This is a genomic window from Chloroflexota bacterium (assembly GCA_016235055.1).
Classification (GTDB): domain Bacteria; phylum Chloroflexota; class Anaerolineae; order JACRMK01; family JACRMK01; genus JACRMK01.
Genome location: JACRMK010000026.1, coordinates 16,384 through 37,324 on the forward strand (window position 1 = coordinate 16,384; position 20,941 = coordinate 37,324).

Annotated in this window: 21 protein-coding genes; 14 read left to right on the plus strand and 7 right to left on the minus strand. The window is 65.4% G+C overall.

Going from position 1 to position 20,941, the window contains the following annotated elements:
• Positions 1–122: 122 nt before the first annotated feature.
• The 3 genes from HZB53_06880 to HZB53_06890 all read right to left on the minus strand — a co-directional run bounded on the left by HZB53_06880 (position 123) and on the right by HZB53_06890 (position 2,205).
• Positions 123–518, minus strand: a complete 396-nt coding sequence (locus HZB53_06880; GenBank protein MBI5877356.1) for a hypothetical protein — start codon at positions 516–518, stop codon at positions 123–125.
• 187 nt (positions 519–705) lie between these two features.
• The gene (locus HZB53_06885) at positions 706–1,509 is read right to left on the minus strand and encodes a hypothetical protein (protein ID MBI5877357.1); all 804 of its coding nucleotides are present in this window, start codon (positions 1,507–1,509) and stop codon (positions 706–708) included.
• 18 nt (positions 1,510–1,527) lie between these two features.
• Positions 1,528–2,205, minus strand: a complete 678-nt coding sequence (locus HZB53_06890; GenBank protein ID MBI5877358.1) for a helix-turn-helix domain-containing protein — start codon at positions 2,203–2,205, stop codon at positions 1,528–1,530.
• Positions 2,206–2,842: 637 nt separating this feature from the next.
• Between HZB53_06890 and HZB53_06895 the strand changes: the two genes are divergently transcribed.
• From HZB53_06895 to HZB53_06930, 8 genes are all read left to right on the plus strand, one after another.
• Positions 2,843–3,382 (plus strand): D-lyxose/D-mannose family sugar isomerase, encoded by a 540-nt coding sequence (locus tag HZB53_06895; GenBank protein MBI5877359.1) that lies wholly within the window; start codon positions 2,843–2,845, stop codon positions 3,380–3,382.
• A 3-nt stretch (positions 3,383–3,385) separates the two neighbouring features.
• On the plus strand, positions 3,386–4,903 hold the full coding sequence (gene xylB / locus HZB53_06900; GenBank protein ID MBI5877360.1) for a xylulokinase: 1,518 nt from the start codon (positions 3,386–3,388) through the stop codon (positions 4,901–4,903).
• 43 nt (positions 4,904–4,946) lie between these two features.
• Positions 4,947–6,095 (plus strand): OpgC domain-containing protein, encoded by a 1,149-nt coding sequence (gene opgC / locus HZB53_06905; protein MBI5877361.1) that lies wholly within the window; start codon positions 4,947–4,949, stop codon positions 6,093–6,095.
• Positions 6,096–6,235: 140 nt separating this feature from the next.
• Complete coding sequence (locus tag HZB53_06910; GenBank protein ID MBI5877362.1) at positions 6,236–6,970, plus strand: (Fe-S)-binding protein; 735 nt, start codon at positions 6,236–6,238, stop codon at positions 6,968–6,970.
• Positions 6,971–6,974: 4 nt separating this feature from the next.
• Positions 6,975–8,345 (plus strand): iron-sulfur cluster-binding protein, encoded by a 1,371-nt coding sequence (locus tag HZB53_06915; protein ID MBI5877363.1) that lies wholly within the window; start codon positions 6,975–6,977, stop codon positions 8,343–8,345.
• A 7-nt stretch (positions 8,346–8,352) separates the two neighbouring features.
• Positions 8,353–9,045 (plus strand): lactate utilization protein, encoded by a 693-nt coding sequence (locus HZB53_06920; protein ID MBI5877364.1) that lies wholly within the window; start codon positions 8,353–8,355, stop codon positions 9,043–9,045.
• Between the two features lie 339 nt (positions 9,046–9,384).
• On the plus strand, positions 9,385–10,743 hold the full coding sequence (locus tag HZB53_06925; protein MBI5877365.1) for a class II fructose-bisphosphate aldolase: 1,359 nt from the start codon (positions 9,385–9,387) through the stop codon (positions 10,741–10,743).
• A 319-nt stretch (positions 10,744–11,062) separates the two neighbouring features.
• Entirely contained in the window at positions 11,063–12,004 is a 942-nt protein-coding gene (locus tag HZB53_06930; GenBank protein MBI5877366.1) for a hypothetical protein, read from the plus strand.
• A gap of 277 nt (positions 12,005–12,281) precedes the next feature.
• On the opposite strand, the gene HZB53_06935 is transcribed toward HZB53_06930, so the two are convergent.
• The 3 genes from HZB53_06935 to mtnN all read right to left on the minus strand — a co-directional run bounded on the left by HZB53_06935 (position 12,282) and on the right by mtnN (position 14,390).
• Positions 12,282–12,977: a VIT1/CCC1 transporter family protein gene (locus HZB53_06935; protein ID MBI5877367.1), complete on the minus strand. Its 696-nt coding sequence runs from the start codon at positions 12,975–12,977 to the stop codon at positions 12,282–12,284.
• Positions 12,978–13,109: 132 nt separating this feature from the next.
• Positions 13,110–13,511 carry a RidA family protein gene (locus tag HZB53_06940; protein MBI5877368.1) on the minus strand — a complete coding sequence of 134 codons (402 nt, stop codon included), beginning with the start codon at positions 13,509–13,511 and terminating at the stop codon, positions 13,110–13,112.
• A 162-nt stretch (positions 13,512–13,673) separates the two neighbouring features.
• Positions 13,674–14,390 carry a 5'-methylthioadenosine/S-adenosylhomocysteine nucleosidase gene (gene mtnN, locus HZB53_06945; GenBank protein MBI5877369.1) on the minus strand — a complete coding sequence of 239 codons (717 nt, stop codon included), beginning with the start codon at positions 14,388–14,390 and terminating at the stop codon, positions 13,674–13,676.
• Positions 14,391–14,576: 186 nt separating this feature from the next.
• On the opposite strand from mtnN, the gene ggt reads away from it, so the two are divergent.
• The 6 genes from ggt (at position 14,577) to HZB53_06975 (ending at position 19,635) form a co-directional block, all read left to right on the plus strand.
• Positions 14,577–16,205, plus strand: coding sequence for a gamma-glutamyltransferase (ggt, locus tag HZB53_06950; GenBank protein ID MBI5877370.1), 1,629 nt, complete (start codon positions 14,577–14,579; stop codon positions 16,203–16,205).
• A 396-nt stretch (positions 16,206–16,601) separates the two neighbouring features.
• A complete protein-coding gene (locus HZB53_06955) occupies positions 16,602–18,149 on the plus strand; it encodes an aldehyde dehydrogenase family protein (protein MBI5877371.1) in 1,548 nt (515 codons plus the stop codon).
• Between the two features lie 162 nt (positions 18,150–18,311).
• Entirely contained in the window at positions 18,312–18,566 is a 255-nt protein-coding gene (locus HZB53_06960) for a hypothetical protein (GenBank protein MBI5877372.1), read from the plus strand.
• Complete coding sequence (locus HZB53_06965; GenBank protein MBI5877373.1) at positions 18,563–19,012, plus strand: type II toxin-antitoxin system VapC family toxin; 450 nt, start codon at positions 18,563–18,565, stop codon at positions 19,010–19,012. Before HZB53_06960 ends, HZB53_06965 begins: the two co-directional genes overlap by 4 nt.
• A 105-nt stretch (positions 19,013–19,117) precedes the next feature.
• The gene (locus HZB53_06970; protein MBI5877374.1) at positions 19,118–19,402 is read left to right on the plus strand and encodes a DUF4258 domain-containing protein; all 285 of its coding nucleotides are present in this window, start codon (positions 19,118–19,120) and stop codon (positions 19,400–19,402) included.
• Positions 19,403–19,428: 26 nt separating this feature from the next.
• Positions 19,429–19,635, plus strand: coding sequence for a type II toxin-antitoxin system MqsA family antitoxin (locus HZB53_06975; protein MBI5877375.1), 207 nt, complete (start codon positions 19,429–19,431; stop codon positions 19,633–19,635).
• Positions 19,636–19,654: 19 nt separating this feature from the next.
• On the opposite strand, the gene HZB53_06980 is transcribed toward HZB53_06975, so the two are convergent.
• Complete coding sequence (locus HZB53_06980; GenBank protein MBI5877376.1) at positions 19,655–20,659, minus strand: hypothetical protein; 1,005 nt, start codon at positions 20,657–20,659, stop codon at positions 19,655–19,657.
• Positions 20,660–20,941 lie beyond the last annotated feature (282 nt).

Consider the following 20,941-nt stretch of genomic DNA (forward strand, 5'->3'; position numbering starts at 1 on the left):
CGACCTGGAAAACAGGGCGCATCCTGCAAAGTAGGATGCGCCCTGTTCGTGCAGTGCCGCGCTGTCGGTCGCGCTTCGATGGGGCGCCGGTCGGCACGGCGCGGATCTGGAGCCGAGTCGTGCTAGGCGGGACTCAGGAAGTGCAGCGCCATCAGCGTGCCCTGGTACATGATCGGCACGAAGATGGCTTTGATCTGGAAGGTGGCGCCATCTTTCTTCTTCATGGTCACGCGGATGTCGGCGCCGACTTTCTTGTTGACAACGTTCTGATAGTTTTCGACGACGCGCTGCCGGCTTTCGGGGGCAACCAGCGTATCGAGGAACGAACTGTTGGCCGTGGCGTCGTGAAGCTCCTGCGCCGACGCATACCCCAACATGGCGGCGAGGCGGTCGTTGCCAATCCAATGCGGGTCGTCCATGTAGACGTACACTCCCTGCGCAGACTGCGTGAAGATCTCGGCGTACTCCTGCCGGAGTTGGTTCAGGAGCACCTGGTGCGGGTGAGCGTGTTCTGCCATGCTATCCTCCCTGTGCAAATTGACCTGCGATGGTGGTCGTTACCCGCGCATGGCGCGACGCATGGCGGGGTGGCTCCAGAGCAGAAGCTATCGTACCGCCGATAGCAAACGCGGCCAACTGGCCGCCGCCAATAAAAACACCCTCGGTCGGGTGGCCGAGGGCCGTGTTGCAAAGTCGAGTTGAAGGTTACGAGTGTGCAGGCGCCGTGGCGGCAGCCGGCGCATCGCGCCGCGCGGACACGACGAATCCGGTGAACATAATCACGGCGGCGACAAACTCGCCGATGAAGAGGAAGTCGCCCAGCCCCAGGCGTGCAAGGGTGCTGGCCGATGCAATGGCCATGGCGCCCGCCGCAATCAGCAGGTTGCCGACCATGCGGTTGCCCATCTGCCGCTGCCGCCAGAACTGCCAGACGGAGTACAGCGCGCCGCCGATCAGCGCGATGGAGCCGTAGATGTTAAAGATCGGCGTCGTCAGGCGCAGCGGCGCGCCGAGCGGCACCAGCCCCGGCACGACCGTGATCTGCTTGCCCTGGTAGGTGATCTGGGTGGTCGTCGCGCCGGCCGGCGCCTTGTCGTTCGGGCCAATCTCGCGCGTCGAATACTGGTCGCTGACCGGCCGCGCCGGGTTGAAATGCGCCGGATCGAGCGGCGTCGTGACTAGGATGCCGAGCGCGACCAGGCTGCCAAGCACCAGCAGGACGAGCGTGCGCAGGCCCCACACCCGGCCCAGCATCAGGAACACCGTGCCCTGGCCGATCCAGGCCGCCGAAAGCACCGCACCGCACAGGTACCACAGTCGAAACGCCAGATCGTTGTATGCCAGCCCCAGCAACGCTTCCGAGAACGAGGCGATTGCAAACATGGCCAGGCCGATGCCCCACATCAGATTGTGCATGGCTTGGCGCTGTGCCCACTTCGACAGCACCCACACGGCGAAGACGCCCATGAGGGCCGACGTGATGAACGGCAGAATCTGGTTAATGGTCATGCAAGCAGCCTCGTCAGTCTATGCGTTGGAACCCGGCACTGCGGCGCTCTGAAATGCCGCGACCATCGATATCAGTACTTCATTGGCAAAGCCGTTGATGACGCGATACGTGGTGACGGTGGCGTCGGGAGCGCCGCCCGCGGCGATCTCGCGCATCTGCACTACGCTTTCCAGCATGAAATCACGAAAGAACAGGAATGCGCGCATGGCGTCGCTGAGCGAGAGCCCCTGGCGCGACGCCGCCTGCCCGTACTCGCCGCCCAGCTTCTGCGCATCGCGCAGAATATGCGCGCGCGGCGCCTGGCTGTCGTCCGCCGAGCCGGCAGCGTTCAAGTGCTGCATCATCAGACCGAGCAGCCGCCGGCCCATCTCGCGCTGCTGCTCGCGCGCCGCTTCATCGAACTGGCGGTACCACGTCTGGTCGCTGGCGTGCCCGTCCGTCACTTCGATGCGCGTGCGGCCCAGCGTGGAATGCATGATCATCTGCGCGCTGCTGCTGGACTCGGTATTCTTGCGCGCCGCAAACGCCTGCACGTCCTGAATCGAAAAGCGCCGGTGGCCGCCGGCCGTGCGTGCCGCGCGAATCTTGCCTTGATCCGCCCACAGGCGCAAGGTCGCCGGGTGAACGCCCAGCATCCGACTAGCACGCTGCAGGCTTAACCATTCAGGCTCCTTGGATTTTGATGAGTGTGGCATATTTTTCTGGCAGGCCAGCCCTTTTTGATAAGCGCCAACATTAGCAGACATTATAGGAACGATGCGCTGTTTTCGCAAAGATGGCTTGTGAATCGGGGGCGGTTTGTACTAATCAGCCGATCTGCGCCGGTGATCATCACAGGGCAGTTATTGCTGGCAACTCCAAACCCGTCTCGCTGCTTCAGACGGTGCGGAAAGTGCTCAACGCTTCACAGGCGTGATAGCCCATGGCGCACAATGCGCTGTTCGCGATGCAACGGCCAAGCGCGTGCGGCAAGCCGGTTGGGGTGTGTCGCCCCAGCAATTCTCATTTTGGAGTCGGCTGCCACTATGCCCCCTCATCCCCTGCCCCTTCTCCCCCGCGCGCGCGGGGGAGAAGGGGAAAAGCTAACGGGGAGGTGCGCGGCGGCTGCGCCGCCGCGCACCTCCCCTATGAATCTCGCGGCCCAACTTCGTTGGGAGGGGGTCGGGGGGAGGGCAGCGCCACTTCTTCGGCGGGCCAGCGCATCGCAAGCGGCATTGAAAAGTACCCGTCCAAAGCCAAATTGAGAATTGCTGGTGTCGCCCGCCGGCGCTTTCGTCCTGGCGGCGTCTCTTGTTATAATCGCGCTGACGCCAATACTCTGCGAGGTACGCCATGCTCACGCCCAAACAACTGAGCGCCGCGCGCAAGCGCACGGCCGCCGCCCTCAAACAGGCCGGCATTGTTTTGACGCGCGACGAAGCCGCACATATCGAGGCGACCGATGTGGGCCTCGGCCGCTTCGATGAGATCGGGCTATCGCTCGTCGTCTACATCAATACCGAGCGCTGCTGTTCAAAAGAACTGGTGCTACTCCCGCGCCAGAACTTCCCGGAGCACCGCCATCCGCCGCTGCCGCAGTTCAACGACCCTGGCAAGGAAGAGACGTTCCGCTGCCGCTGGGGCACTGCCTACCTGTACGTCGCAGGCACGCCGGCCGCCCGGCCCAAAGCGAAGCCGCCGAAGAATCGCGCACCACATTACACAGTCTGGCACGAAGTCGTGCTGCGTCCGGGTGAGCAGTACACGATCCCGCCCAATACACTGCACTGGTTCCAGGCCGGTCCCCAGGGAGCGATCGTCTCCGAGTTCTCGACGCGCAGCCGTGACGAGTTTGATATCTTCACCGATCCGGATATCCGGCGCGTGGGTTGAGCGATGACCATGCTGCTCGGCATCGATGTCGGCACGACCGGCGCTAAAGCGCTGTTGATTGATGCGCATGGCGTTGTGGTCGCATCGGCCACCGAGAGCTACGCGTTCGACACGCCTGAGCCGCTCTGGGCCGAGCAGTCGCCTGCCGGTTGGTGGCGCGCGACAATCGCCGCGATTCGCCGCGTGCTCGACGGGCGCGATACATCGGCGGTCGCCGGTGTCGGGCTGACGGGACAGATGCACGGCCTGGTGCTGCTCGATGCGCGCGGCGACGCGCTGCGCCCGTGCATCATGTGGAACGACCAGCGCAGCGGGCCGCAGTGCGAAGCGATCACGCGGCAGATCGGCGCGCAACGCCTGCTCGACCTGATCGCCAACCCGGTGCTGCCCGGCTTCACCGCCCCGAAGATCGTCTGGGTGCGCGAGCACGAACCGGACGTCTATGCGCGCATTGCGCACGTGTTGCTACCCAAAGACTATGTGCGCTACCGGCTGACGGGTGCGCTGGCGACCGATGTGGCCGACGCGTCGGGCACGGCGCTGTTCGACGTCCGCCGGCGCGACTGGTCGGCGGAGATGCTGGCCGCGCTCGACATCCCGCGCGGCTGGCTGCCCGACGCGTTCGAATCGCCGGCGGTCTGCGCGCGCATCAGCGCCGCGGCGGCCGCTGAAAGCGGTTTGATGGCTGGCACGCCGGTCGTCGGCGGCGCGGGTGATCAGGCCGCGCAGGCGATCGGCAGCGGCATCGTGCGCGCGGGCGTCGTGTCTGTCACGCTCGGCACATCGGGCGTCGTGTTCGCCGCGACGGAGCAGTTCGCCGTCGCGCCGGAGGGCCGCCTGCATGCGTTCTGCCATGCCGTGCCGGGTCGCTGGCACCTGATGGGTGTGATGCTGTCTGCGGCCGGCTCGTTCCGCTGGTTCCGAGACACGCTGGGCGCGGGCGAGCGCGCGCAGGCCGCCGCGACCGGCGCCGACGCATACGACCTGCTGACCGCGCTTGCCGCGCAGGCGCCCGCCGGTAGTGAAGGATTGTTCTTCCTGCCGTATCTGTCGGGGGAGCGCACGCCGTATGCCGACCCGGATGCGCGCGGCGCGTATATCGGGCTGACGCTGCGCCACGGCAAGGCGCACCTGATCCGCGCGCTGCTGGAAGGCGTCACCTTCGGCCTGCGCGATGCGCTGGAACTGCTGCTGGCCTCCGGTCTGCCGGTGCGCGAGGTGCGCGCGTCGGGCGGCGGCGCGCGCAGCACGCTCTGGCGGCAACTGCTGGCCGACGTGTTCGACGCGCCGATCACGACCGTCAACACCACCGAGGGCGCGGCCTACGGCGCGGCGCTGCTGGCCGGCGTGGGCGCGGGCGTCTACGCCGATGTCGATGCGGCCTGCGCGGCGACCGTGCGCACGACCGCAACGGTCGAGCCGGGGCCGGCTGTGCCCGTCTACGCCGCCGCCTATCCCGTATACCGCTCACTGTACCCCGCGCTGGCCGGGACGTTCAAGACGATTGGCCGGCTCGCCTGAGTAGTTTGCCCCGGCCCGCCGTCATCGGACACGAGCGATAATCATGCACGCACTGAACTACCTGACCACGCGCGCACGCGCGTGGTGGTGGCTCGTCGATCACTGGTATTACCCCGGCGGGCGCGGGCGCGATCTGCGGCTTGACTACCTGCGCGGTTTCGCCGTCTTCGCGATGATCGTCGATCACCTCGGCAGCGCCTCGTGGTTTCACCCGCTGACCGGCGGCAACTCGTTCTTCGTCTCCGCCGCCGAAGGCTTCGTCTTCATCAGCGGCCTGCTGGTCGGCATCGTGTATGGCGACCTGATGCGCAAGCAGGGCTGGCGGGCGGCGGCGCGCAAGGCGCTGGCGCGCGCCTGGACGCTCTACACGCTGACCGTGCCGCTGACGATCCTGTTCGTCGCCGGCATCTTCTGGCTGAACCTGCCATTTGCGTCGTGGTACACGATCGGCGAAGACCCGTGGCGGCTGATCATCTCCATCATCACGCTGCAGCGCACCTTTGTCTTCGCCGATATCCCGCTGCTCTACACGCAACTGTTGGTAATCGCGCCGCTCGGACTGGCATTCCTGCAGTGCAAGTCAACCGCGCCGCTGCTCGGACTGTCGCTCGGCATCTGGGGCGCGTACCAGGTGGCGCCGGAGGTGATGGACCGCTTCCCGTGGCAGATCGAGGGGAACTGGATCTTCCACATCGCCGCGTGGCAGCTTCTGTTCATCGGCGCGCTGGCGCTCGGCTATCACCGCGAGGAAGCGAGCGCGTGGTTCAACGACCGGCCGCGCTGGCCGATGTACCTGGCGCTGTGGGCGGCGTTCGGCCTGCTGCTCTATATCTTCCCGCAGGTGAATCCGGACGACCCGCTGGCCGTGGCTCTGTTTGACAAGGGGCGTCTCGGGGTCGGCCGGCTGGTATCGGCGGCGATCATTTTCCCGCTCATGTATCTGACCCTGACGCTCTTCTGGAAACCGTTGCACAAAATGGCTGGCTGGCTGCTGAACCCGCTCGGTGAAAACTCGCTGTACAGCTATACCCTGCATATCTTCTGGCTGATCGTGTTCTATACGGTGCTTCCCTGGCTGACCGGCGACCCCGGCGGCAATGTTGCGCTCAACTCGGTGCTGCAGATCGTCGCGGTGTTGCTGACCCGGCTCGCCATCCAGAATCGCGTGCTGTTCAAGATCATCCCGCGCTGACACACGGTTTGCAGACCTCGCGGGTTTAGCAAACCCGCGAGGTCTTTGCGCGCATTCCGCGAGCCGGGCCGCCCCAACTGTGCTATAATCGCGGCATACGCGCAGCGGGCGCGTTTACACCCCTGCTGAAACGGATGTCTATGGCCGCACATCGCGTCGCCTTGTTCGTTACCTGCCTTGTGGACTTGTTCTACCCCGAAGTCGGCGAGGCCACCGTCAACGTCCTGCGCGCGCACGGCGTCGAGGTGCGCTTCCCGCAAGACCAGATCTGCTGCGGGCAACCGGTCTTCAACTCCGGCTTCCGCGCCGATGCCGCGGCGGTGGCGCGTCACACGATTCGCACCTTCAAGGACGCCGAGGCGGTCGTGCTGCCATCCGGCTCGTGCACCGACATGATCCGCGAGCAGTACCCGCACCTGTTCGACGACCCGCAGGAAGCCGCCGAGGCGCGCGCCTTTGCCGCCAAATGCTACGAGCTGACGGAATACCTCGCCAACGTGCTCAATGTGACCGTGTATGACTCGACGTTCAGCGGCAAGCTGACCTATCACGACTCCTGCCACATGTGCCGCGGACTGGGGCTGAAGCGGGAGCCGCGCCAGGCGCTGGCCGGCGTCAAGGGCGCCGAACTGATCGAGATGCCATGGTCCGACGAGTGCTGCGGCTTCGGCGGCTCGTTCAGCGTGCGCCTGCCGGAACTCTCCGAGGCGATCATGGCCAAGAAGATCGAGACGGCGCAGCAGTCCGGCGCGCAAATCGTCGTGACGGCCGACCCGGGCTGTATGATGCACATGGCCGGCGGTATCGCGCGGCGCGGCGAGGCGATGCGCGTCATGCACATCGCGCAGGTACTGGCCGGGGACGCGCAGGGATAACGCCATGACGACCTTCGAGCATCGCGCGCACATCGCGCTCAACGATATCGTCTTGCAGAAGAACCTCAAGCGCGGCATGAACTACTTCGCCAACGCGCGCGTGACGGCGCTGGCGGCGGCCGGCGACCCGCTGGCGCTGCGGCAGCGCGGCAAGGCGATCCGCGACGAGACGGTCACGCATATCGGCGCGCACCTGACTCAGTTGGCCGCGAACGTCGAGCGCAACGGCGGTGTGGTGCACTGGGCAGGCGACGCGGCCGAGGCGCGCGCGATCATCCTCGACATCGCGAAGCGCGAGGGCGTGCGCCGGATCGTCAAATCCAAGAGCATGGCGACCGAAGAGATCGAGCTGAATCACGCGCTCGAGGCGTCCGCCATCGAGACCGTCGAGACCGACCTCGGCGAGTATATCGCCCAGCAGGCGCACGAGCCGCCATCGCACATCATCGCGCCGATCGTGCACAAGAACAAGGAACAGATCGCCGAGGTCATCACGAAAGTGGCCGGGCGGCCGATCGAGGCCGACGCCATCGCGATCAACAACTTCGCGCGCGCCGAACTGCGCGAGAAGTTCCTGAGCGCGGAGATGGGCATCACGGGCGCGAACTTCGCGGTGGCCGAGACCGGCTCGATCGTGCTGGTCACCAACGAGGGCAACGGGCGCATGTGCAGCTCCGCGCCGCGCGTCCACGTCGCCGTGATGGGCGCCGACAAGGTGCTCCCGACGCACGACGACCTCGCCGTGCTGCTGAGCCTGTTGACGCGCAGCGCGACCGGCCAGGCGATCTCAGTCTATGTGTCGATGCTCTCCGGTCCGCGCCGCGCGGACGATGTGGACGGCCCGGAGCAGTTTCATTTGGTCATCATGGACAACGGCCGCTCGACGTTCTACGGCGGCGAGTTCCAGGAGATGCTGAACTGCATCCGTTGCGGGGCGTGCCTGAACGTCTGCCCGGTCTACAAGGCGACCAGCGGCCACGCGTACGGCGCGTGCTACTCCGGCCCGATGGGCGCGGTGCTGATGCCGGGGCTGGGTGGTCTGAGCGATTTCGGCGATCTGGCGCACGCCTCGTCGCTGTGCGGAGCGTGCCGCGACGCCTGCCCGGTCATGATCGACATCCCGCGCATGCTGGTGGCATGGCGGCAGCGCGTGCCGCACAGCCGCATAGAAGCGCTGCTGTTCCGGCTGACGCGCATCGGCATGACCACTCCGCTGCTGTACAGGCTCGGCGTGTTCTTCGGGCGCATCGGCCTGAAGCTGTTCGTGCGCGATGGCCGCATCCAGGGCGGGCCGCCGCTCATCAACCGCTGGACGCACGGGCGCGACTTCCCGCCGATCGCGACGCGCACTTTCCGCGAGCGCTGGAAGGAGTGAGCCGCCGGTGAAACAGAGCGATTTTCTCGCGCGCTTCAAATCCGCCCCAACGGTCTCGCCCCGCTTCGAGCGCGCCGACGCCGCGCGCTGGGTTGCTGAGTTCCACGCCGGGTTGCCTGCGCAGCAAGCCGCGCTGGTCGCGCAGTTCCGCGCTGCACTGGAAGGGGCCGGCGGCGTATTCCGGCCCGCCCGCGACGCTGCCGAGGCGGCCGCCATCGCGCTGGAGATTGCGCAGGCGCACAGTGCCCGGACGGCTGTCGCCTGGAGCCATCCGGCGCTGGATGCCGCCTGCGCTGCGCTGGCCGGCGCGGGTATCGGCGTTACGCGCTCGGAGCAGAGCGCCGGGCTTGACCGCGCGCAGATCCGCGCGGCGACCGTGGCCGCCGATATCGGCCTGACGGCATGCGAGGTTGCCATCGCGCAGACCGGCACGCTGCTGCTGGTGCACCACGAGCGGCACGGCCGCCTGACCGGCCTCGCCCCGATCACGCACATCGCGATCATCGACGCCGGGCAACTGGTCCCGGAACTGGCCGACGCGCTGAAGCTGCTGCGGCTGGCGCGGCTCGATGGCGACGGCCGCCTGCCGAGCAACATTTCGTTGCATACCGGCCCGTCGAAGACCGCCGACGTCGAGCAAACGCTGACCAAGGGCGTGCACGGGCCGAAGGAAGTGCACGTCATATGTGTGGGCGGATAGAATAGGTATCCGCGAATAACGCGAATAGCGCTGTTTCAACTCGACCGTGTCTAAAGGTGTCATGTTGAGCGCGAAGGCAAGACCATTGACTTGTGAGTGCGCCACGCGCGCGAAACATCTGAAGTGTTGCATTATAGATGCCTCGCGCGCGGAGCGTGCGCTGGGCCGCAGGTCCGACCGTCGCGCTCGGCATGACAAGAATCGGGCATGAACGGATTGAATTAGTATAAGGACTTCGAGGCGCAAGCCAGCCGTATTTATTCGTGCAGATTCGCGTTATTCGCGGATAATGAATTTGAATACGGGCGTGCTGCGCCTTAATTTCTGGAGGACTTACCCATGTACAACGATCCGATGTATCACGTGACCAGGAAGGACGTGGATCAACTCGTCTGGCTGGCCAATTTCGGCGACGCCACCGAGCGGCCGCGCTGCCAGTGGCTGGTCTGGGAACTGGCGCAGTACGAAGGTGTGCGGCCGTGGTCGATCCACGACCTGTATATGGCGCGCGGGGCCGGGCGCGCGCCCGCCAGCTTCACCGTGCCCGCCATGAACATTCGCGTGATGACCTATGACGTGGCGCGCGCCGTGTTCCGCGCCGCGCTCAAGCTGAATGTCGGCGCGATGCTCTTCGAGATCGCCCGCAGCGAAATCGGCTATACGAGCCAACGTCCGGCGGAGTACGTCAGCTCGGTCCTCGGCGCGGCGATCAAGGAAGGCTACAAAGGCCCGGTATTCATCCAGGGCGACCACTTCCAGATCAACGGCAAGAAGTTCGCGGCGGGCGGCGCCGAGCGCGAGAAGGAACTGCAGGCCCTGCGCGATCTGACGACCGAGGCGGTCGCGGCCGGCTTCTACAACATCGACATCGATAGCTCGACGCTGGTCGACCTGAAGCAGCCCACCGTCGCGGAGCAGCAGCGGTTGAACTACGAGACGTGCGCCGAGTTCGCGCGCACCATCCGCAGCATCGAGCCGTCCCAACTGCACGTTTCCATCGGCGGCGAGATCGGCGAGGTCGGCAAGCAGAACTCGACCGAAGAGGAACTGCGCGCGTTCACCGACGGCTACAAAGCCGCGACGGCAGGCTTGGCTGGCATGAGCAAGATCTCGATCCAGACTGGCACGTCGCACGGCGGCGTCGTCCTGCCGGACGGCACGCTGGCGCAGGTCGCGATCGACTTCGCCACGCTGCGCAAGCTGAGCCAGGTCGCGCGCGAGGCGTACGGCATGGCCGGCGCGGTGCAGCACGGCGCGTCCACGCTGCCCGCCGAGGCGTTCGGCAACTTCCCGGCCGAGGGCGCCTGCGAGGTGCACCTGGCGACCGAGTTCCAGAACATGATGTTCGACTCGCCGGTCTTCCCGGCCGATCTGAAGCGGGAGATGTACGCGTGGCTCGACGCCAATGCGGCCGACCAGCGCGGCGCGAAGGATACCGCCGAGCAGTTCTACTACAAGGCGCGCAAGAACTCGATCGGCGCGTTCAAGCAGCGGCTGTGGGCGCTGCCGCCGAACGTGAAGGAGTCGATCTGCGGGGCGCTCCAGCAGAAGTTCGAGTTCCTGTTCCAGAAGCTGAACGTCGGCAACAGCTACGATATGGTGCAGCAACTGGTGAAGACGGTCGAGATGCACCGCGCCGAGCCGCAGACCGCCGCGGCCGCCACGGCCAAGGACGACGTCAAGGGCCTGGCCGACTGAGACAGCGCAACCTTCAGCGACGAATACGCCCCGACCCGCACGACCGGGCCGGGGCTTTTCCTTGCCCGGCCGCGCAGAGGTGAGCGGCTATTTCTTTTGTCGCGTCCGCCGGTTCTTCTCTCATCATCCTCTAATCATCCGGCAGCGCCATGCACTCGTATAGTCAATTGAAAGCGCGCGCAGGACCGACTTTCGCATGAGTTGCGTGCCATCCGCAGAACGCACAACGGCTCAATGCGTCCATAGCGCTGAATGTGTCGCGATCCCCAGGATCGCCCAAATGTCTATCTGCGTCTCAATCAGGGGGAGGAATCAGAATATGCAACACAAGCGTATCCATCGTTTCGTCATGGCCATACTCGGTGTGGTCGTTGTGATGTCTTTGGCGGCCTGTGGCGCCGCTGCAACACCGGCCCCGACCACCGCGCCGGCCACAGCGCCGACCGCCGTGCCGGTTGTACCGACCGCTGTGCCACCGACTGCCGTGCCGCCAACGGTTGCAGCGGTTGTGCCGACCGCCGCGGCTACCGCGGCGCCTACCACGCCGCCGCCGGCGCCGAAGGCGGTCACGCTGCAACTCATGCAGAACGCGCAGCTCGGCAAGTTCCTGGCCGATGGCGACGGCCACACGCTGTATATGTACACTAAGGATACGCTCAACGTCAGCAACTGCTATGACAAGTGCGCGCAGGCGTGGCCGGTCGTCGTGCCGCTTGGCAAGCCGACCGTTAAAGAGGGCGTCAACGAGGCGCTGGTTGGCGCCACGCAGCGTAAAGACGGGACGATGCAGTTGACGTATAACGGCTGGCCGATCTACTACTACGCGCAGGATTCGACCGCCGAGCCGACCAAGGGGCAGGCCGTTGGCAAGGTCTGGTGGGTAGTGTCGGGTGAAGGCAACATCATCAAGCCGTCCGGGCTTCAGGTGATCAAGAACGACAAACTGGGCCAGTTCCTGGCGGATGAAGCGGGCCGCACACTGTACATGTACACGAAGGACACCAAGGACACCAGCGTTTGCACCGACAAGTGCGAACAGGCCTGGCCGCCGCTGCTGGTGCTCGGCCAGCCGGCAGTCCAGGCCGGCGTCACGGCGTCGCTGATCGGCACAACCCCGCGCAAAGACGGGACCATGCAGATGACGTACAAGGGCATGCCGCTGTACTACTATGCCAAGGACATTAACCCGGGTGACACCACCGGCCAGGCCGTTGGCACGGTCTGGTACGTCGTCGCGCCGGACGGCAGCGTAATGAAGTAACGCTCCAACGAGCCGTCACTGCCGCAAGCGGCAGTGACACAGCCCCGACCGGTACTGACCCGGTCGGGGCTTTTGGTTTGTGGATCGCGCAACCACCGGTCGCGGCCACACGATAGCCGGTTAGAGCGGTTTGCAGAAACATGGAGCATACCCGTTCACGTGCCCAAGCCACGTAGGGTCTGATCTGTGAACGCCCGCGCAGGACAGGTCAGAGACCTGTCCCTACGCCATCAGGTGTAGCCATACACGGCCGTGCCCAATCATTCTGCAATCTGCCCTAGCTGATCGCGCGCGCGATCCCGAACGCTGCCGCGGCGGCCAGCCCGCCGACGATCACGGTCTGGATGGCGCTGCGGATCGGCTGCACGCCGGTGAAGTATCCCTTGAACGCGCCGAACAGCGCGAGCGCGATCAAGGTCAACACCACCGAATAGATCAGCGCGCCGCTGGCGCTGGCGCTGAAGAAATACGGCAGCAGCGGGATCATGCCGCCCGCGACGTACGAGCCGCCGATGGTAAACGCGCTGATCGGCGCGCGCTTCGGGTCGGGCTTCTCCAACCCGAGTTCCAGTTTCATCATGAACTCCACCCACGCCTTCGGGTTCTGCTTCAACGCCTCGACGACCGTCTCGCCGGCGGCGGCCGGCACGCCCAGCCCGTGCAGGATGTCGCGCACCTCGGCAACTTCGGCATCCGGCTTCTCGACGATTTCACGCTCTTCCCGCCGTTGCTCGCTGTCGTAGTGCTCCGTGTCGCTGCGCGCAGCCAGGTAGCCGCCCAGCCCCATGGCAATCGCTCCGGCAGCCATCTCGGCCAGCCCGGCCGTCACGATGATGGTCGTCTGGTCGGTCGCGCCGGAGAGGCCGGCCGCCAGCGCGAACGGCACGGTCAGCCCGTCGGACATGCCGATCACGATGTCGCGGATCATCTCGTTGCCGGTGAAGTGTTTCTCGACGTGGGGCGTCTGCGGCATGGTTGGGCCTTTGAAAATCAAGATCCCACCACAAAGACACCAAGGCACAAAGGCAACAACCAATCAATCTCTGTGTCTTTGTGACTTTGTGGTGGGTTTGCTTTATGTCTGTTACGTCTGGCGCGGACGCAGTCAATCCAGGACGGCGGTCGCCTCGACCTCGATCATAATCTCGGGCAGCGCCAGCGCCTGCACGCCGACCAGCGTGTGCGCCGGCGGCTGCGCGGCGTTCAGGTAGCTCATGCGCACCTCGCGCAGCAGCGGGCGAACCTCAGCCTTGTAGTTGACGATGAATGTCGTCATCTTCACGATGTCGTTGAACGTTGCGCCGGCGGCGGCCAGTGCGACGCGCAGGTTCTCGAACGCCTGCACCGTCTGAGCGCGCAGGTCGCCCGCGCCGACGATCTGCCCGCTGCGGTCGAATGCGACCTGTCCCGAGATGTGGATCGTGCGGCGGCCGGTGGACGTGACGACGTGCGTGTAGCCGTTTGGCGCCGACAGGCCGTCCGGGTTGATGAACGTGTTGGGCATCATGGCCTCCAGAATCAAGTTGTCCACGAAGTGACACGAAGGAACACGAATTGTTCACGTGGTTGCTGGCACATATTCAATGCCGGTAAAGCCATATTCGCGTCGATTCGCATTATTCGCGGATTGGTGTTTTGTGTTCCTTCGTGTGCCTTCGCGGATGATGCTTTACAAGCCGCGCACGCACTCGACAGCCAGCCCGGCAACCTGCTTCGACACGTCGCGGATGCGGCGGCGGAACGCGCGCACCGCCTGCGCGTCGGCGCGGTCGGTCAGCCCGCGCGCGATGGCGAACGGCACGCCGTTCAGGTGGCAGACCATGGCGACGGCCGCGCCTTCCATCTCGACGCAGTCCGCGCGGAACTCGGACCACAGCCGCTGGCGTGTCTCGTCGTGCGCGACCGGCTGGTCGCCGGTGACGATCCGGCCGGGCGCCACCGGCAGGCCAAGCCGCTTGCCGGCCGCCAGCAACTGCGCGCTCAACCGCTTGTCGGCGGGCACCCAGTCGCGCCCCCAGCCGAGCATCGCGCGCCCCGAGAACAGGCTGAAATCGTGCTGGATCAACTGCCGGCCGACGATGATCGTGCCGACGTCGTGCTTCGGGTTCACTGCGCCGGCCGACCCGAACATGATCAGCCGCGATATGCCGTAGCGCTCGATCAGCGCCTGCGTCACGGCGGCCGCGCGCACCTTGCCCATGCCGGTCTCGGCCAGCACCACGTCGTGCGCACCGATGCGCCCGCAATAGACTGCCTGGCCGAGCGGGCGGCTGTCCTCGACCGCGCGCGCCGCTTTGCGCGCCGGTTCCAGTTCAATTGCCATGGCGGCGACGAGCGCCAGCGTCATCGCCGCATCCGGGGTAATCGCATACTGCCATTGTAGCATAGAGGCATTTCAATCTTGCTCACAAGCGGCGAAACGCACAGCCTGCCCTCTCCCTAACCCTCGCCCGCGACGCAAAAGCGGCGTCGCAGGCGAGGGAACTTGCCTCGCGCTCTAATCCTTAGTAAGATGGGTCGGCGCGGCGATCCCCGCTGGGCGCACCCACTCCACTTCCAAGTAAAGGCAGCCATGAACACACCGCTTTCCGGCGAGCGCTTCCCGTCACGGCGCTCGATCGTGATGTCCAGGAACGGCATCGTTTCGACCACCCAGCCGCTGGCTTCGATGGCCGGCCTGCGCATCCTGATGCAGGGTGGCAATGCGTTCGACGCGGCGGTCGCCGCCAGCGCCGCGATGAACGTCACCGAGCCGATGACCAACGGCATCGGCGGCGACATGTTCTCGCTCAACTACGTCGCCGAGACGCGCAAGGTCACCGCGCTGAACGGCAGCGGCCGCGCGCCGCAGAAGGCGACCGCGAAGTGGTACCGCGATCACGGGCATGACAAGATGCCGCAGTTGGGCATCCTCGCCGTAACGGTCCCCGGCGCGGTGGACGGCTGGGCGACGCTGCTGAACGGGCACGGCACAATGTCGCTCGGGCAGGTGCTGCAGCCGGCGATCGAATTGGCCAGCGAGGGCTTCCCCGTGCAGGAAATGACGGCCAAAGCCTGGCTGGGCGTTGGCGAGCGCATCAAGAACTGCGCCGATGCCGTGAAGACGTACTGGCCGAACGGCCGCGCGCCGCGCGCCGGTGAACTCTTCCGCAACCCGAATCTGGCGCGCTCGCTGCGCATGATCGCCGACCAGGGCCGCGACGCCTACTACCTGGGCGAGATCGCCGAGAAGATCGTCAACTGCTCGGACGAGAACGGCGGCCTGTTCACCTTGCAGGACTTCATCGACCACACGAGCACCTGGGACGAGCCGATCACGGCCGATTACGGCGGCTATCGCGTCTACGAATGCCCGCCGAACGGGCAGGGCATCGCGGCGCTGATGGCGCTCAACCTCGTCAAGGGCTTCGACCTGAAGGCGCTCGGTCACCTGAGCGCCGACTACCTGCACGTGCTGATGGAGGCGATGAAGATCGCCTTCGCCGATGCCAAGAAATACATCGCCGACCCGCGCATGGCCGATGTGCCGATCGCCGGCCTGCTCTCGGCCGCCTACGCCGACGAGCGCCGCAAGCTGATCGACATGAAGCGCGCCGCGCCGGAGAACCTGCCGGGCAAGCCGCCGGCCGGCAGCAGCACCGAGTACCACTCGGTCGCCGACCGCTGGGGCAACGCTTGCTCGTTCATCTGCTCGAACTACATGGGCATCGGCTCGGGCCTGGTGGCGGGCGACACCGGCATCGCCCTGCAGAACCGTGGCGCTTTGTTCGTGCTGGATTCGACGCACCGCAACGTCATCGCGCCGGCCAAGCGCCCCTATCACACGATCATCCCGGCCATGGCTGTGCCGCTCGACGATGCGCTCCCGTACCGTGTCATCTCGTTTGGCGTGATGGGCGGCTTCATGCAGCCGCAGGGACACATGCAGGTCATGTGCAATCTCGCCGACTTCGGCCTCAACGTACAGGAGTCGCTCGACGTGCCGCGTTTCCGCGTGGACGACGGCGCGGCGGCGGGCATCGAGCCCGGCGTGCCGGAGCCCGTGCGCGCCGAACTGACCGCGCGCGGTCACAAACTGACCGTCAGCCCATGGTGGAGCCCGGCATTCGGGCGCGGGCAGGTGGTCGCCGTCGACCGCGAGAGCGGCGCGATCCTGGCCGGCAGCGAGCCGCGCTCCGACGGTTGCGCGGTCGGGTGGTAGTGGCAGAGTCAAAACCGTTATCCGCGAATAACGCGAATCTTCGCGAATGGTAACCATTCAGGCGTCATTGCGAGAATATCATGGTGGGGCCGCCATGTTGTGGCCCCAGAAACTTGGGCGCGGCTGGCGGCCAAGCCGTCATGCCGGCGAAAGTTGGTGATGCGCCGGGGGCGCACACCCCGCGCATGAGAATAGTCCTGCCAATGGTGGGACGGGTCTTTGACTGCGACGAAGCAATCTCACTGCAGCGTTCTCACCCAACACGGGCGGAGATTGCTTCGCAAAAACCGCTCGCAATGACAAACTGGACTGAACGCTTACCGCGAATGAAAAGCCGATCAATTCGTCTAGATTCGCGTTATTCGCGGATAGAAATGCTGTGAAGAAAGGACTTGAATGAGCCCCAGCAGAGCGCTGATTTACAAGAACTTCATTAACGGCAAATGGGTGCCGGCCCGGTCGGGCCGCACATACGAGAACCGCAACCCCGCGACCGGCGCGGTGATCGGCCGCTTCCCCGATTCGGGCGCGGAAGACATCGACGCGGCCGTGCAGGCCGCCCGCGCCGCCTATCCGGCCTGGAGCGCGTTCCCGGCCCCGCGCCGCGCCGAACTGATCTACACCTTCGCCCAGCGGCTGATGGAGCATAAGGAAGCGTTTGCACGCGACCTGACCCGCGAGATGGGCAAGGTCATCAATGAGGCGCGCGGCGATGTGCAGGAAGCGATCGACATGTCGTACCTGATCGCGGGCGAAGGCCGCCGCCTGTACGGTCTCACGACCCCGTCGGAGATGCCGAACAAATTCGCCATGTGCGTGCGCGTGCCGGTCGGGGTGATCGGTGTCATCACGCCGTGGAACTTCCCGATGGCCGTGCCGTCGTGGAAGATCATCCCGTCGCTGGTCTGCGGCAACACGGTCGTCTGGAAGCCGGGCGAGGACACGCCGCTCACGGCGGTCAACTTCGTGAAGCTGCTGGCCGAGTGCGGCATCCCGCCGGGCGTGATCAACCTGGTCAGCGGCGATGGGCCGAACGCCGGCGCGCCGCTCGTGGAGCACCCGCTCGTCAACATGATCTCGTTCACCGGCTCGACGGCGGTCGGCACGCGCATCGGCGAGATCGGCGGGCGCATGAACAAGCGCATCTCGCTGGAGATGGGCGGCAAGAACCCGATCATCATCATGGACGATGCCGACCTGGACCTGGCGGTCGAGGGCGTGCTGTGGGGCGCGTTCGGCACCAGCGGCCAGCGTTGCACCGCCACCTCGCGCCTGCTGGTGCAGGAGGGCGTGTACGACAAGTTCCTCGCCATGCTCGTCGCGCGGGCGCGCGCGCTCAAGATCGGCGATGGCCTGGACGAGTCGGTGCAGGTCGGGCCGATCATCAACGCCGAGGCGCAGGTCAAGATCCTGGAGTACATCGAGATCGGCAAGGCCGAAGGCGCGCGCCTGCTGACCGGCGGCCATGCGCTGACGGCCGACAAGCATAAGAGGGGCAACTTCATCGCGCCGACCATCTTCGCCGACGCCAACCGGCGCATGCGGATCGCCTGCGAGGAGATCTTCGGGCCGGTGCTGACGGTCGTGCCAATCAAGACGCTGGCCGAGGCGATCGAGATCGCGAACGAGGTCGAGTACGGCTTATCGTCGTCGATCTACACGCGCGACATCAACCAGGCGTTCGCGGCGATGCGCGACCTCTACACCGGCATCGTCTACATCAACGCGCCGACGATCGGCGCGGAGACGCACCTGCCGTTCGGCGGCACGAAGGCGACCGGCAACGGTCACCGCGAGGGTGGCCCGATGGCGGTTATCGACACGTTCACGGAGTGGAAGTCGATCTACGTGGACTACAGCGGCGCGCTGCAGAAAGCGCAGATCGACGAAGTGAAGATCGCGGCCAGCGCCGCGCCGGCGGCGAAGCCGAAGCGGAAGAAGTAGCGGACGACGGGAGGGCCGGAACACGAATCGGGCGCACGCCACACACGGCGTGCGCCTGCTGTTTGGGGACGCGTCATCCCAGGGAAGCTCGTCGCCTCCATTTGCGCCAGCCGGATATTTGCCGCAAAATCGTCTGGGGATCAGATTGAGGAGGCAGAGACCATGAGCCAGCAATTGTTCGAGAGCCTGCTCAAGCAGGCCGATAGCCTGACTGCGGACGAACTGATCGCTTTGGCAGAGCGGCTGGTCGAGAAGGCGCGCCATAGCGCAGCGGTGGAACATCCGCGGCGGAAATGGCGAACTATTCGTGGCGCCGCTCGACCATCGCTTTTTGGCGAGGACGCACAAGCTTACATCTCGCGCACACGGCAGGAAGCTGACGAAGAACGAGAGCGGTCATTGAGGCGCGAACCGTGAATGTATCGCAGCGGATTCAGACAGTTTCGCGGCTGTTCCTGGATACGCCGCCCATCGTCTACTATGTCGAAGAGAATGCACTGTATCTGCCGCGCGTTGTGCCCGTATTTGATCGCATTGACGCCGGTGAATTGCTGGCTGTCACTTCGCCCATCACGCTTTCAGAATGCCTCGTCGCGCCATTCCGCGCTAACAACATTGAGCTATTGCAGGAATTTAGGGACCTGATCGCTGCCAATGCCAATATGCACTTCCGAATGATCGACGCGACGATCGCTGAAAAGGCAGCTGAATTTCGAGCGCACTACAACCTCTCGCTGACCGACGCATATCAGATGGCCGTTGCGCTCAGTGCCGGCTGCGATGCCTTCTTCACAAACGACGCGCGTCTCAAGCGCGTGACGGAAATCAACGTGCTCGTGCTTGACGACCTCGAACCGGGCTAACTCTTCGTTGCCGGCGACGTACCGCCGCCCGACAGCCGGGCGCCGCGACTACTATTCGGACGCGGCAGGTTGTTGCGAGACATGCGAGAGGGTTTGACACAGCACATGAAAGTCGGCCAGATAACGTATCGCGTGCACGCGGTCGAGCGAATGTTTGAGCGCGGCATCACCACCGCCGACGTGCGGACCGTCGTGGAGCACGGCAAACCGATTGAGGATTATTCGGCCGACACGCTCTATCCGAGCCAGTTGATTTTGGGGTGGATCGCGAAACGCCCGGTACACGTCGTGGCGGCGTTCGATGCCGCGCAGGATGCGGTGATCGGCATCACCGCTTACGAGCCGGACCCCGCGCAATGGGCCGACCAGTTCCGGCGGCGCGTGGTATGAGATGCGCTGTCTGCGAAGGGGCGGAATTGCAGAGTGGATCCGCCACGGTCAGGCTGGAACGCGATAGCCTTCAGTTTGTGTTCAAGGCGGTGCCGGCGCAGATCTGCCCCCGCTGCGGCGAAGCGTATGTCTCCGAAGCCGTCGCCACTCAGTTGCTGGACAGCGCCGAGGAGCTAGTGCGCACCGGCGCGCAGATGGATATTCGCCTGTTTGCCCCGGCCGCGTCGTCCTGATGCTCCGGTTGCGCCGGCGCTAGCGCGTCGGCACCGGCGTCGGCAGGCGACCTTCCTGCACATCCACAATCTGCTTGCGCACGTCAGCGCGCTGGGCCAGCGCCCGGTTGATCGGCGTCACCGTCTTCTGCCAGTCGTCCGCCACCTTCCCGGTCTGCGTCACCAGTGCGTCCGCCGGTAGCAGCAGGTTCTTGCGCACTGGTTCCAGCAGGTTGCCCTTCAGCCCCTTCGTGTCGTCGTCGCTGAACCACTCAGTGCGCAGCGGCGCAATCAACTGCGTATTGATGTTCTCGATGAACGCCGGCAGCGATGTCACCAGCACGACGAGATTGTTGATCAGCATCTTGACGTTCGCGCCGACGCCGAACGGTATCTTGTCCAGCAGGTCGCTGAAGAACGCGCCGATCGAATCGGTGACCGGGCGCACCGTGCCGGTCACGTCGTTGAGCGCCTGCTGCACGTCGCGCACCGCTTTGGCCAGCGCGCTGACCAACCCCTCGACCAGCCGCACGGCCTGCCGCGCCAGTGGGAAGAGTCGCTCGAAGTTCGCGACGGCGGTGTCCACCGCCTTGATGCCGGCGCTGACCGCCCCGGCGACGTTCTTCGTCAGGTCGAGCGACGCGCCGACCGCCTGCAAGGCCGCCGCGACAATCGTATCGAGGCCGGCTTTTTCGAGCTCCTCGTAGAGCGCGACCAGCGCGCGCAGCTTCAGCATGTCCCTGAGCTTGTCGGCTTCGGGGCTGGCGAGCGCAGAGCCGATCAGCGCGCCGCCGGCAGCCGTGCCAGCGATAACCATGCCGCCCGCGCCGATGCCGACCAGGAACTGCCGGCGCGAGACGCCGCCATTGGCCGGCGGGAGCGCTTCGGCGGTGGCGCCGCCGACCGGCAGCGGCAAGGGGCGCGCGCGGTCGGCGGCATACTCGCTGATGGCGTCGAGCCGCCGCAGCGACTCGGCGTCCAACTGCGCCAGGCGCGCGGCAATGCGGCGCTCCAGTTCGTCACGATTGGGTAGATTCTCGCTCATCGGTCCTCCTACACAGGCGGGTTAATGATCCGTCCGCGCCGGTTGGCGTAGATGCTTGAATTATCGGGCGGGCGGGCGCGGTTGTCAATTGGGCGCTCAGGTACTGGGAATGCCGGCCCGCCGTCGGACCTCACAAGTCCATCATGCCGGCAAGTAGTTAGTCCTGTGCGCGGCGGCTATCCAGATTTGCATGTGGCAAGCGCGTAAGACGTGGTTGCGCCTGCCTGGATTCCGGCTCCCATGGAAATTGGCAACTCTAGGCGTAGGGCCAGGTCTTTGACC

Excerpts from the sequence above, each read along its gene's own strand:
- opgC (MBI5877361.1), top strand. The coding sequence starts at position 4,947 with ATGCACGCACTGAACTACCTGACCACGCGCGCACGCGCGTGGTGGTGG.
- HZB53_06960 (MBI5877372.1), top strand. The coding sequence starts at position 18,312 with ATGAGCCAGCAATTGTTCGAGAGCCTGCTCAAGCAGGCCGATAGCCTG.
- HZB53_06885 (MBI5877357.1), bottom strand. The coding sequence starts at position 1,509 with ATGACCATTAACCAGATTCTGCCGTTCATCACGTCGGCCCTCATGGGC.
- HZB53_06940 (MBI5877368.1), bottom strand. The coding sequence starts at position 13,511 with ATGATGCCCAACACGTTCATCAACCCGGACGGCCTGTCGGCGCCAAAC.
- HZB53_06880 (MBI5877356.1), bottom strand. The coding sequence starts at position 518 with ATGGCAGAACACGCTCACCCGCACCAGGTGCTCCTGAACCAACTCCGG.
- HZB53_06915 (MBI5877363.1), top strand. The coding sequence starts at position 6,975 with ATGACGACCTTCGAGCATCGCGCGCACATCGCGCTCAACGATATCGTC.
- HZB53_06980 (MBI5877376.1), bottom strand. The coding sequence starts at position 20,659 with ATGAGCGAGAATCTACCCAATCGTGACGAACTGGAGCGCCGCATTGCC.
- HZB53_06930 (MBI5877366.1), top strand. The coding sequence starts at position 11,063 with ATGCAACACAAGCGTATCCATCGTTTCGTCATGGCCATACTCGGTGTG.
- xylB (MBI5877360.1), top strand. The coding sequence starts at position 3,386 with ATGACCATGCTGCTCGGCATCGATGTCGGCACGACCGGCGCTAAAGCG.
- HZB53_06955 (MBI5877371.1), top strand. The coding sequence starts at position 16,602 with ATGAGCCCCAGCAGAGCGCTGATTTACAAGAACTTCATTAACGGCAAA.
- HZB53_06890 (MBI5877358.1), bottom strand. The coding sequence starts at position 2,205 with ATGCCACACTCATCAAAATCCAAGGAGCCTGAATGGTTAAGCCTGCAG.
- HZB53_06970 (MBI5877374.1), top strand. The coding sequence starts at position 19,118 with ATGAAAGTCGGCCAGATAACGTATCGCGTGCACGCGGTCGAGCGAATG.
- HZB53_06895 (MBI5877359.1), top strand. The coding sequence starts at position 2,843 with ATGCTCACGCCCAAACAACTGAGCGCCGCGCGCAAGCGCACGGCCGCC.
- HZB53_06910 (MBI5877362.1), top strand. The coding sequence starts at position 6,236 with ATGGCCGCACATCGCGTCGCCTTGTTCGTTACCTGCCTTGTGGACTTG.
- mtnN (MBI5877369.1), bottom strand. The coding sequence starts at position 14,390 with ATGCTACAATGGCAGTATGCGATTACCCCGGATGCGGCGATGACGCTG.
- HZB53_06925 (MBI5877365.1), top strand. The coding sequence starts at position 9,385 with ATGTACAACGATCCGATGTATCACGTGACCAGGAAGGACGTGGATCAA.
- HZB53_06935 (MBI5877367.1), bottom strand. The coding sequence starts at position 12,977 with ATGCCGCAGACGCCCCACGTCGAGAAACACTTCACCGGCAACGAGATG.
- ggt (MBI5877370.1), top strand. The coding sequence starts at position 14,577 with ATGAACACACCGCTTTCCGGCGAGCGCTTCCCGTCACGGCGCTCGATC.